The 11385-nt window shown below is 77.3% G+C and carries 9 protein-coding genes; 4 read left to right on the top strand and 5 right to left on the bottom strand.

From position 1 onward, the window contains the following. Window positions 1-80: 80 nt before the first annotated feature. The 5 genes from AWW66_RS17270 to AWW66_RS17250 all read right to left on the bottom strand — a co-directional run bounded on the left by AWW66_RS17270 (window position 81) and on the right by AWW66_RS17250 (window position 4067). Complete coding sequence (locus AWW66_RS17270) at window positions 81-1040, bottom strand: VWA domain-containing protein (RefSeq protein WP_067367189.1); 960 nt, start codon at window positions 1038-1040, stop codon at window positions 81-83. After that, window positions 1037-2023 (bottom strand): DUF58 domain-containing protein, encoded by a 987-nt coding sequence (locus AWW66_RS17265; RefSeq protein WP_067367186.1) that lies wholly within the window; start codon window positions 2021-2023, stop codon window positions 1037-1039. The genes AWW66_RS17270 and AWW66_RS17265 overlap by 4 nt, the downstream gene beginning before the upstream one ends. Then, window positions 2020-3060, bottom strand: coding sequence for an AAA family ATPase (locus AWW66_RS17260; protein ID WP_067367203.1), 1041 nt, complete (start codon window positions 3058-3060; stop codon window positions 2020-2022). Before AWW66_RS17260 ends, AWW66_RS17265 begins: the two co-directional genes overlap by 4 nt. Window positions 3061-3077: 17 nt before the next feature. Continuing rightward, window positions 3078-3278 (bottom strand): hypothetical protein, encoded by a 201-nt coding sequence (locus tag AWW66_RS17255; protein WP_067367183.1) that lies wholly within the window; start codon window positions 3276-3278, stop codon window positions 3078-3080. 138 nt (window positions 3279-3416) lie between these two features. Continuing rightward, window positions 3417-4067 (bottom strand): response regulator transcription factor, encoded by a 651-nt coding sequence (locus AWW66_RS17250; RefSeq protein WP_067367180.1) that lies wholly within the window; start codon window positions 4065-4067, stop codon window positions 3417-3419. 59 nt (window positions 4068-4126) lie between these two features. Between AWW66_RS17250 and AWW66_RS17245 the strand changes: the two genes are divergently transcribed. From AWW66_RS17245 to AWW66_RS17230, 4 genes are all read left to right on the top strand, one after another. Next, window positions 4127-4468 carry a hypothetical protein gene (locus tag AWW66_RS17245; RefSeq protein WP_067367176.1) on the top strand — a complete coding sequence of 114 codons (342 nt, stop codon included), beginning with the start codon at window positions 4127-4129 and terminating at the stop codon, window positions 4466-4468. Next, complete coding sequence (locus tag AWW66_RS17240; protein WP_067367174.1) at window positions 4468-6447, top strand: sensor histidine kinase; 1980 nt, start codon at window positions 4468-4470, stop codon at window positions 6445-6447. Before AWW66_RS17245 ends, AWW66_RS17240 begins: the two co-directional genes overlap by 1 nt. A gap of 286 nt (window positions 6448-6733) precedes the next feature. Continuing rightward, window positions 6734-9580 carry a class IV lanthionine synthetase LanL gene (lanL, locus tag AWW66_RS17235; RefSeq protein ID WP_067367171.1) on the top strand — a complete coding sequence of 949 codons (2847 nt, stop codon included), beginning with the start codon at window positions 6734-6736 and terminating at the stop codon, window positions 9578-9580. Then, a complete protein-coding gene (locus tag AWW66_RS17230; protein ID WP_067367168.1) occupies window positions 9577-11385 on the top strand; it encodes an alpha/beta hydrolase family protein in 1809 nt (602 codons plus the stop codon). The genes lanL and AWW66_RS17230 overlap by 4 nt, the downstream gene beginning before the upstream one ends.

The following is an 11385-nucleotide window of genomic DNA, read 5'->3' as shown; positions in this document are numbered from 1 at the left end:
TTCGTGGACGGGTCGCGGCCGGGTCGGCCGGGTGCCGGCGCCGGTGGGCACCGGGCCCGGCCGGGCGGCGGGGAGAACGGTCAGGGCAGCCGGGAGAACCAGAGCATCGAGGCGGCGGCGGCCAGCAGGGCCAGCACCAGCCCGGCGCCGATGAACCGGGCCGAGACGTCCTGCCGCTGCGTCTCGTACCCGATCGAGGAGCCGATGTCGGCGTACACCGCGCGCAGTTCGTCCGCGCTGCCCGCCTCGTGGTACGCGCCGCCGGTCTGCTCGGCGACCGCGCGCAGGTTCTCCCCGTCGACCGGTACCGGCTGGTCCCAGGCGCCCGTGCCGATCGTCCCGTCCGGGGTGCCGAAGGAGATGGTGTCCACCGGTACCCCCGCCTCGCCGGCCTGGGCCGCCGCGCCTGCCGGGTCCCGGCCGGACGTGTTGGCGCCGTCGGAGAGCAGCACCACCCGGGCGGGCGGCGGCTCGTCCGGGGCCCGCTCGTCCACCGTCCGGATGGACTCCAGCGAGGTGTGGATCGCCTCGCCGATCGCGGTGCCCTGGATGCCGGTGACCCCCTCGGCGAGCCGGTCGATGCCGGCGCCGACGACGGCCCGGTCGGTGTCCGGGGCGACCAGCAGCGAGGCGCTGCCGGCGAAGGCGACCAGACCGACGTTGAACTCCTCGGGCAGGCCGCCGACGAACTCCCGGGCGGCGTCCTTGGCGGCGGTGAGCCGGTCCGGCTCGACGTCGGTGGCGAGCATCGACCGGGACACGTCCACCGCGACGATGACGGTGGCCCGTTCCCGGGGCACCCGCACCTCGTCGGTGGGGCGGGCGAAGCCGACCACCAGCAGCGCCATCATGGCCAGGAAGAGCCCGGCCGGCACGTGCCGCCGCCAGGCCGGCCGGGTCGGGGCGACCCGGTCGAGCAGCCGCAGGTTGGTGAACCGGACCGCGTAGCGGCTGCGCCGGCGCTGCGCCACCAGGTAGCCGACGAGCAGCGCGGCCACCCCGGCGAGCAGCCACAACCGTTCCGGGGACTGCCAGCTCATCCGGACACCTCCCGACGCGGGGGCCGGGCCGCGCCGGCGAGCCGGCGCTGGGCGTGCACGTGCCGGACGATGTCGGTGATCCAGTCCCGGTCGGTGCTCAGCCGCAGGTGCGTCGCGCCGCTGCGGCGCACCGCCAGGGTCACCGCGAGGCGCTGCGCCGCCGCTGCCGCCGCGTACCGCTCGCGCAGCTTCCGGCTGCCGGTGGGGACCTCCCGGCGGCGCCCGCTCTCCGGGTCCACCAGGGTGATCAGCCCGACGTCGGGCAGTTCCAGCTCACGCGGGTCGGTCACCTCCACGGCGAGCACCTGGTGCCGGGCGGCCAGCCGGCGCAGCGGCTGCTCCCAGGCCGGCGGTGGACCGGCCGCCCCGGAGACCCCCTCGTCGGGCAGGCCGTCGAGGAAGTCCGACACCACCACGGCGAGGCCCCGCCGGGGCGTGGCCCGGCGCAGCCCGTCGACCGCCTCGGCCAGCGGCACCGCCTGGGTCGCCGGGATCCCCCGGGGCACCGCCAGCAGCGCCCGCAGCAGCCCGAGCAGGTGGGGCCGGCCGGTCCGGGCCGGGAACCGGCGGACCCCCCGGTGACCGAGCAGGTGCGCGCCGAGCCGGTTGCCGAGCCCGGCGGTGAGCACTCCGACGGCCGCCACCGCGGCCACCGCCAGCTCCCGTTTCTCCAGCTCCGCCGTGCCGAAGTCCATGCTCGGCGTGGCGTCGACCAGCACGGTGGTGGTCAGCTCCCGGTCCGCGTCGACGGTCCGCACGTGCGGCACCGTGGTCCGGGCGGTCACCGACCAGTCCATCCGGCGGACCTCGTCCTCGCCGGGCCGGTACTCGCGGCTGCCCGCCGGTTCGCTGCCCGGCCCTGGCAGCAGGCCCAGGTGCTGGCCGTGCAGCAGGCCGTCCAGGCGGCGGGTGACGGCCAGTTCCAGCCGGCGCAGCCGCTGCTCCGGGGCGAGCCGGGACAGCGCCGTGGCGTGGCCGGTCACGCCGCCGCTCCCAGGCCGGGGCCCTGCTTCTCCTGGGCCGGGGCGATCTGGGGCAGGGGTACCGCGTCCACCAGCCGCCGGACCAGGTGCGCGGGGTCGACGCCGTCGGCGACCGCGTCGAAGGAGAGCACCAGCCGGTGGGTGAGCACGTCCGGGGCGATCTCCCGGACGTCGGTGGGGAGCACGTAGTCCCGCCCGCGCAGCAGGGCCACCGCGCGGGCGGCGGCGACCAGGCCGAGGGTGGCCCGGGGACTGGCCCCGTACGCCAGGTGCCCGGCCACGTCCGGCAGCCCGAACCGGCCCGGGTCCCGGGTGGCCAGGACCAGCCGGACCACGTACTCGGCCAGCGCGTGGTGCACGAAGACCTGCCGGGCCAGGCCCTGGAGGGCGGCCAGGGTGGCCGGGTCGAGCACCGGGCGGGCCGCCGGCCGGGTGGTGCCCATCCGGTAGAGGATGCCCAGCTCCTCGTCGTCGGTGGGGTAGTCCACCAGCACCTTGAGCAGGAACCGGTCCCGCTGCGCCTCGGGCAGGTGGTAGACCCCCTCGGACTCGATCGGGTTCTGGGTGGCCAGCACCAGGAACGGGGTGGGCACCGGGTGGCTGCGCCCGCCGAGCGAGACGTGCCCCTCGGCCATCACCTCCAGCAGCGCCGACTGCACCTTCGCCGGGGCCCGGTTGATCTCGTCGGCGAGCACCAGGTTCGCCATCACCGGGCCCAGCTCGATGTCGAAGCTCTCCCGCGACGAGCGGTAGATCCGGGTGCCGAGGATGTCCGACGGCACCAGGTCGGGGGTGAACTGGATGCGGGCGAAGCTGCCGCCGACGGCGGTGGCGAGGGTCTCCGCCGCGAGGGTCTTGGCCACACCGGGCACCCCCTCCAGCAGGCAGTGGCCCTGCGCGAGCAGCGCGGTGAGCAGCCGCTCCACCAGCCGGTCCTGCCCCACGATCACCCGCTTGACCTCGAACAGGGTCTGCTCCAGCAGCCGCGTGGCGCTGCCGTGGTCGATGCCGGGGTCCAGGGTGGAGGCGTCCACCAGGCCCGGCGCGGTCGCCGTCACCACGCCTCCTGCGGCACGGTGGGAATCGTCGTCGCCGTCCCGCGCGGGCAGTCCCGGTCGGCCGGCTCCCGCTCGGTCACGATCTGCACCACGGGCTCGGGATCGGCGCGCGTCCCGGCGTACGCCGCGCCACCGGCGACCGCCGTGACGGCGGCGGCACCGGCGACGGCCAGCCCGGTCATGGTTCTGATCCGCATGCGCTGCTCCTCGGTCGTGGGACTGGGCGGGCGTCGGGACACCCGCGTGGGTCCCATTGGGCCAGAGCGCACCGAAAGACAGCCGAAGGACGCCGCGTACCCCCGGACGGGGCGGAGCCGGCGGCGGGGCGACCCGCCTCAGCGCAGCCCGTGCCGGCGGGCCAGCAGCACCGCCTGGACCCGGTCGGCGACGCCGAGCTTGCCGGTGATGATGGAGAGCAGGTTGCGGACGGTCTTCTCGCTCAGCGACAGCCGCGCCGCGATCTCCCGGTTGGTGTGCCCGTGGGCCAGCAGGCCGAGCAGTTCCCGCTCGCGGGGGCTGAGCCGGTCGAGCGGGCCGGCGGGCCGGTGGGACCGGCCGGTCGGGGCCGGCCCGGTGGCCACCCCCGGCCCGAGGGCGCTGCCCCCACCGGCCACCGTGCGCACGGCCGCCACCACCAGCTCCGGCGCCGAGTCCTTGAGCAGGTACCCCCGGGCCCCGGCGGCCAGCGCCGCCCGGACGGTGTCCGGGTCGTTGGTCATGGTCATCACGATCGTGGCGCAGAAGGGCGCGACCACGCTGAGCTGGCCGGCCAACTCGACCCCGTCGCCGTCGGGCAGCCCCAGGTCGATGATCGCCACCTGGGGGCGCTCGGTGGTGACCAGCCGGCGGGCCTCACGGACGGTGCCGGCCTCCGACACCCGCCCGATCCAGGTCTCGGCGCCGAGCAGGGAGGCGAGCCCTCGGCAGACCACCGGATGGTCGTCGACGACCAGCACGTGGATTCCCGACGGTGTCGCCGCGTTCACAGTCCGGAACTCTACAACCTCGTTGTGCCGTGCAGGAATTGCTGTCGATACTCCCGGCCATGCGAAACATTCACGACACAACTTCGGCCGTCGTCGTCGTCGACGGCACGGTCGAGGTCCAGCAGTGGCTGGACGACGTGCTGGCCGCGGCCCGGCTCGGCAGCCCGGGCGACTGGCCGCACAGCCACTCGGACGTGCCCCGGGCCACCGTCACGCTGGACGAGGTGGCGAAGGCGATCGGCGCCTGCTTCACCGCCGACGGGGTGCCCTGGTCGGTGGCGCTGCTCGGCCTGCCGCCCCTGCCCGGCGAGCCCTTCCCGGTGCTCGCCGGGACGCACCACCCGGCCAAGGGCTCGGCGTACCACAACATGCTGCACAGCCTGCTCGGCGACTTCCACTGATGTCCGCCGAGACCACCTCGCCCACCGGCGCGCGGTGGTCTCGGCCGGCCCGGGCGGCCCGGCTGGCCTGGGCGCTGGCCGGTACCGCGCTGCTGCTGGTGGCCGCCGCCGCGCTGCTCGCCCTCGCCCGGGCCGAGGGCTGGCTCGGCTCCCCACCGCCGGGACGGGTGCCCGCCGAGGCCCGGGACTGGCTGCTCGCGGCCGTCTGCGCGCCGCTGGGCGCGCGGATCGCCGCCCACTCGCCCCGCAACTCCTGCGGCTGGCTGGTCCTCGGCGTCGGACTCTGCGGCGCCACGACCGTGGCCGGCGCCGCGGTCGCCAGCGCCCCGACCGACTGGCTCCGGCTCTGGGTGTGGTGGCCGAGCTACGGCCTGCTGGTGCTGGTGGCCCTGCTCTTCCCGACCGGGGCGCCGCCCGGACGCCGGTGGTGGCCGGTGGTGGCGGCGCTGTCCGGGGTGGTCGTCGTCGGCACCGCCGGGCTGATCTCGCTCACCGGCCGGGCGCCCGGCCTGCTCGGCGGCGACGCCCAGGTCGCCCCCGGCTGGGACAGCGTGGCGGTGCTGGGCGCGACCGGGGCCCTGCTGCTCGGCGCCGCCGTGGCCGTGCTCGCGTTGCTGGTACGGATCCGCCGGACACCCCCGACCCGCCGGGGTCCGCTGCTCTGGGCCACCGGCAACGCCGTGCTGCTGCTCGCCGCGTTCCTGCTGGACACCGTGGAGGGCGTACCGGTGATCGGGCTGCTGGGCGTCCTGGCGATGCCGGCGGCGGCGGCGGTCGGCGTGCTGCGCTACGGCCTCTACGAGATCGACACCCTGATCCACCGCTCCCTGGCGTACGGCCTGCTGAGCCTCACCGTCCTCGCGGTCTACGCGGTCACCGTCGGGCTGGTGGCCCGGGTCGTCCCGCCGGACGCGGCGGCGGCCGTCGCGGTCGTGGTGGTGGGCCTGCTGCCCCTGCACGAGTACGTCCGCTCCCTGCTGCGACTGGCCGTGTACGGCCGGGGCGCCCGGCCGGACCAGTTGGTGGGCCTGCTCAACCGCCGGATCGGCGCCGCGCAACTGCCCGAGCAGGTGCTGGCCGGCGCGGTCACCGCCATCGGGGAGGGGATGCGGGTGCCGTTCGTGCAGATCCGGCTCACCGGGCGGGAGCAGCCCGAGGCGACCTTCGGCCAGCTCCGGCCCTGGTCGGTCACCACCCTGCCCCTGGCCTACCAGGGCCGGGCCATCGGTGAGCTCGCCGTGCAGCCCCGGGGCGCGGACGAGACCTGGTCGCGCCGGGAACGCCGGCTGCTGCTCGGCCTGGTCGCCCAACTCGGGCCCTCGGCGGCCTCGGTCCGGCTGACCCGCCAGCTACAGGCGGCCCGCGAACGCCTGGTGCACACCCGTGAGGAGGAGCTGCGCCGGCTCCAGCAGGACCTGCACGACGGGGTCGGCGCGGCGCTGAGCGGGGCCCGGATGCTGACCGCCGCCGCCCGGAACCTGGTCGGTGAGCCGGCCGCCCGGACCCTGCTCGACCAGCTCGCCGCCGACCTGGGCAACGCCGCCGGTGAACTCCGCAACATCATCGACGACCTGCGGCCCCCGGCGCTCGACCGGGGCCTGCGCCCGGCGCTGGAGGCCGCCGTCCGGCGACACCGCCGGGCCGACCTTGCCGTCGACCTGGACGCCCCCGACGACCTCGCCGCGCTGCCGGCGGCCGTGGAGGTCGCCACCTACCGGCTGGTCGACGAGGCGCTGACCAACGTGGTCAAACACGCCGCGGCGCACCGGGCCCGGGTGACGGTGACCCGGGACCCCGGCCACCTGTCGATCGAGGTGGTCGACGACGGCGCCGGGCCCGGTCCCGGTCCGGGCCGGTGCGACGGCATCGGTCTCGCCTCGATGCGGCAGCGCTGCCAGGAGCTGGGCGGCGACTTCGTGGTGACCGGCGCCGACCCGGGCACCCGGATCCACGCCCACCTGCCGATCACCACCGGCTGACCGGCGGCCCGCGCCGGAGCACCCCCGCCACGCTGTCCACCGCCGATCCCCACCGGCCGACGCCGGCCCGCGCCGGAGCACCCGACGCCGCGCCGCCCTGCCCGCGCAGGACGGCGCGGCGTCCGTCGTGCGGGCACCGCCGGGAATCCGTCCCGGGGATCCGAGCGGACGTCCCGAGCGGGCCGGGCCGTGGTCCCTGGGGTCGGGACAACCGGTCCGCGATCGTTCCAGGTGTCCACCGAGGCCGGACCACGAACGGCCCGGACGACCGGAGAGGGGGTGCGGGGTGTCCGTCGGACAGACCGAGCACACCAGGCAACCGCAGGACGTCGCGCAACTGCTGCTGCTCGACATCGCCCGGCTCGCGCTGATCCGCGCCGGGGTCGAGGACTGGACGGTACGGCGCAGCAGCCTGTGGTGCCTGCTGGCCCCGCCCGAGCACGCCCTGCCCCCGCACGGCTGGAAGCTGCACGTCTCGGCGACCCAGCTCTCCGCGCCGATCGTGCTGGCCCGCGCCGCCGACGTGCTGGTCCGCGCCGGCTGCGCGTTCAAGTTCTCCCGCAGCCTGGACATGGCCGCCCGGATGGTCTCCCGCAACGCCGAACGGGGCGGGGGCGGCAAGTTCATCACCGCGTACCCGACCGACGAGGAGCAGTTCCGGCTGCTCGCCGAGCGGCTGCACCAGGCCACGTACGGGTTGCCCGGCCCGGGCATCCTCTCCGACCGGCCGTACCGCCCCGGCGGGCTCGTCCACTACCGGTACGGCGGCTTCCGGGGCAGCGAACTGGGCGACGACGGCACCTACGAGACCCTGCTGACCGGCCCCGACGGCACCCGTACCCGGGACGTGCGCCGGGCCTGGTTCGACCCGCCGTCGTGGGCCGGCTCGCCGCTGCCCGTCCCGCCCCGCCGGACCGGCGGTGGGTCGCCCCGCCCGGTGCTGCTCGGCGGGCGGTTCCTGGTCCGCGACGCGATCCGGCACTCGTACCGGGGCGGCGTCTACCGGGCGGTCGACCAGCGCACCGGCGAGCAGGTGGTGGTCAAGCAGGCCCGCCGGCACGCCGACGCCGACCTCACCGGCGCGGACGCCCGCGACGCGCTGCGCAACGAGGCGGAGGTGCTGCGCCGGCTCGCCCACACCGACGTCGCCCCCCGGCTGGTCGAGCTCTTCACCCACCAGCAGGACCTCTTCCTGGCCGAGGAGTTCATCCCCGGCGCCCACCTGTACGCCTGGCGGGCCGCCGAGCTGGCCCGGACCGGCCGGACGGACCGGGGCCTGCCGCTGGCCACCGTGGTACGCCTGGCCCTGCGCCTGACCGACCTGCTGGCGGCGGTGCACGACGCCGGCCTGGTGCACCGGGACTTCAACCCGTTCAACGTGATGGTCGGCGACGACGAGCGGCCCCGGATGGTCGACCTGGAGCTGGCCGTACCGCCGGGCACCCCCGTCGGCCGGGCCGTGACCTTCGGCTACGCCTCACCCGAACAGCGCGGCAGCGCCCTCGTCGACGCCGCCCCGCAGCCGGCCAGCGACCGGTTCAGCCTCGGCGCCACCATCTGTCACCTGGTCAGCGGGATCAACCCGGTGCTGCTGCGCGACGAGCCGACCGAACAGCCGGTGGCGCCCCGGATCGCCGCGCTGCTCGACCTGGTCGCCGCCCGGATGCCGGCGGTGCCGCTGCTGCGCCCCCTGATCCTCGGCCTCACCGACGACGACCCCGACCGGCGGTGGGACCTGCCCCGGGTCCGCGACTTCCTGACCGGCCTCGCCGGCCGGCCGGAACCGGAGCCGGCGGCCGACGCGGACGTGGCGGCGGTGCTGCCCATCGCCGACGCGGACCGGCTGGTCCGCGACGGCCTGGCCTTCCTCACCACGACCATGCGCCCGCACCGCGTCGACCGGCTGTGGCGGTCCGGCCCGTTCGGGGAGACCACCGACCCGTGCGCCGTGCAGCACGGCGCGGCCGGCGTGCTGTCCGTGCTGACCCTCGCCGCCGGCACGCCGGGCGGGGACGGGCTGCGCGACGCCGTCGCCGGCACCGCCCGGTGGATCGTCGACCAGCTACCGCACGAGCCGCGCACCCTGCCCGGCCTCTACTTCGGCCGCTCCGGCACCGCCTGGGCGCTGCACGACGCGGCCCGCCTCCTGGCCGACCCGGCGCTGGCCGAGGTGGCCCTCGACCTGGCGCTGCGGACGCCGCTGCGCTGGCCCAACCCGGACGTCTGCCACGGTACGGCCGGGGCGGGCCTGGCCCAGCTGCACCTGTGGCGGGTCACCGGGGACGACCGGTTCCGGCGGCGGGCCCTGGACTGCGCCGACCACCTGGTGGCCACCGTGGAGCGTACCGACGGGCGGGTGATGTGGCCGGTCCCCGCCGACCTGCTCTCCGAACTGGCCGGCCTGCGGCAGTACGGCTTCGGGCACGGGGTGGCCGGGGTCGCCACGTTCCTGCTGGCCGCCGCCGACCTGACCGACCGGCCCGGGTACCGTGACCTGGCGCTCGCGGCCGGCGAGACGCTCGTGGCCGTCGCCGAGCCCGACGACGGCGGGGTCCGGTGGCCCACCGACGACCGGGGCGCGAGCCGGGCCCAGGCGATGGCGGCGCACTGGTGCAGCGGGGCTTCCGGCATCGGCACCTTCCTCGTCCGGCTCTGGACGGCCACCGGCGACGACCGCTACGGCGACCTGGCCCGCCGGGCGGCGGTCACGGTCCGGCGGGCCGCCGCGCTGGCCTCCCCGGCGGCCTGTCACGGACTGGCCGGCGACGGACACTTCCTGCTCGACCTCGCCGACGCCACCGGGGAGGCCCGCTACCGGGACTGGGCCGGTGAACTGGCCGCCTGGATGCGGGCCCGGGCCGGGCTGCGCGACGGCCGGCTGCTGCTGCCCGACGAGACCCTGCTCGACGTGGTCGCCGACTTCCACACCGGCCTCTCCGGCGCGGTCGGCTACCTGCTGCGGCTGCGGCACGGGGGAGCCCGCCCGTTCCTGCCGGCCGCCCCGGCGACCAGCGCCACCGGGCCCGCCCGGTCCGCCGCGACCGATGCCAGCGGGGCCGCCGAGCCTGCCGCGACCGGGGCCACCGAGCCGGTCCGGCACGCGACGGCGCTGCCCGCCGGGAGCCCGGCATGACCGCGACCACCGTCGGGCAGCGTCCCGCGCGGGCCCTGCTGCGCAGCGGCTTCGCCTTCTCCCCGGCGGGTACCCGCGCGGTGAGCCTGGGCCACGGCGAGGACGGCGCCACCCACCTGGAGGCGTGGTCGCTGGACCGGCCGGTGCCGCACTGCCACCGGGTGCCGACCCGGGAGCCGCTGCCGGCCCGATGTCAGGTGACGTGCACCGACGACGGACGGGTCCTGCTGGTCGACCACACCGCCGCCGAGGCCCGGCTCACCCTGCTGGTGCCGGGGGACGGACCGGCCGCCGAGGTGCCGCTGGGCACCCTGCCGGCGGGTGCGGTCCGGCTGCTGCCCGCGCCGGACCCCCGGGCGGTGGCGTACGCCCTCACCCGCACCGGCGTCGGCACCACGATCTGGCGCGTCGACGCCGCCGTACCGCCGGTCGTCGTCGCCGTCCTGCCCGGCACGGTCGGGGGCGCGGCCTGGCTCGGGCCGGACCCGCTGCGGCTCGGCTTCACCCACCACCACGACGGGCGGACCGGGCCCGCCGCGATCGACCTGGCCGACCCGCAGCCGACCCCGCAGGACCTGCCCGCCGCCGGCGAGCCGACCCACCTGCTGCTGGCCCAGCCCGCCACCGGCGTCGTCCTAGCCGCCCACGGCACCCCGGGCCGGCTGCGGCTGGCCTGGACCGACCGGCACGGCCACGGCCCGTCCCGACCCGTCGCCCCGTTCGGCGTCCCCGGGACCGCCGTACCCCTGGCCCTGGCTCCCGGCGACGCCCACCTCGCGGTGGCCGTCACCCGGCACGGCCGGTCCACGCTGCTGCGACACGACCTGGCCACCGGCCGCACGGAGGAGATCGGGCTGCCCGCGCCGGGCCGGCTCGGTGACACCGCCGCCTGGAACCACGTCGCGCTGACCGTGCCCTTCTCCGCCACCGCGCTGCCCCCCGGCCTGCTCGGTGTCCCCGGCCCGTCCGGCCCGCCGGCCCGGTTCCACACCCCGCCGGCCGGTCCGTGGACCCCCGCCCGCCCCCGCCGGCTGCCGGGCCCGGCCGGCCCGATCGAGGCGATGACGTACGGTGACCCGGCACGCCGCCCCGGCACGGTGCTGGTCCTGCACGGCGGCCCGGAGGCGGCCTGGGACCTCGGCTTCGACCCGCTGGCCCAGCACCTGCACGCCGCCGGTCTCGCGGTGGTGGCCCCCAACCAGCGCGGCAGCACCGGCTACGGCGACGCCCACCGGTACGCCATCCGCGACGCCTGGGGCGGTCCGGACCTGGCCGACGTGCTGGCCCTCGGCGACCGGCTGCGGGCCGACGGCGCGGCCACCCTGACCCTCTACGGCACCAGCTACGGGGCCTTCCTCGCCGTGCTCGCCGCGGCCTGCCGCCCCGACCTGTTCCGCCGCGCCGTGGCCGTCGCGCCCTTCCTCAGCGGGGCCCGGCTGCGCGCCGAGGCGTCCGCGCCGGTGCGGCGGCTCGTCGACCGGCTCGGCGGCGCCACCGCGCTCGCCGACGACCTCGGTCCCCGCGACCTGCTCCGCCTGCACCCCCGCGAGGTGCCCCTGCTGCTGGTGCACGGCGCCCGCGACGAGGTCATCCCGGTCAGCCAGTCGCGGGCCCTGCACGCCCGGATGCGGGCGGCCGGCGCACCGGTGCGCTACCTGGAACTGCCCGACGCGGGACACGACCCGTTCCACGGCGGCCCCGCCGCGGCCCTGCGCCGCACCGTGACGGACTTCCTCCGGCACGGCCCCGAGACCACCACGCCCGACCCGGTCGTGGTGTCCGTACCGACCCCGGAGAGGAGGTGA

Origin of the sequence: Micromonospora rosaria, from assembly GCF_001567585.1 — a bacterium.
GTDB lineage: Bacteria > Actinomycetota > Actinomycetes > Mycobacteriales > Micromonosporaceae > Micromonospora > Micromonospora rosaria.
Note: the sequence above shows the minus strand (reverse complement) of the source record. Positions and strands in the feature narration are given on the sequence as shown.

What these genes read in the sequence shown, in the direction of transcription:
- AWW66_RS17270 (WP_067367189.1), bottom strand. Translation starts at nt 1,040, where the DNA reads ATGAGCTGGCAGTCCCCGGAACGGTTGTGGCTGCTCGCCGGGGTGGCC.
- AWW66_RS17255 (WP_067367183.1), bottom strand. Translation starts at nt 3,278, where the DNA reads ATGCGGATCAGAACCATGACCGGGCTGGCCGTCGCCGGTGCCGCCGCC.
- AWW66_RS17245 (WP_067367176.1), top strand. Translation starts at nt 4,127, where the DNA reads ATGCGAAACATTCACGACACAACTTCGGCCGTCGTCGTCGTCGACGGC.
- AWW66_RS17240 (WP_067367174.1), top strand. Translation starts at nt 4,468, where the DNA reads ATGTCCGCCGAGACCACCTCGCCCACCGGCGCGCGGTGGTCTCGGCCG.
- AWW66_RS17230 (WP_067367168.1), top strand. Translation starts at nt 9,577, where the DNA reads ATGACCGCGACCACCGTCGGGCAGCGTCCCGCGCGGGCCCTGCTGCGC.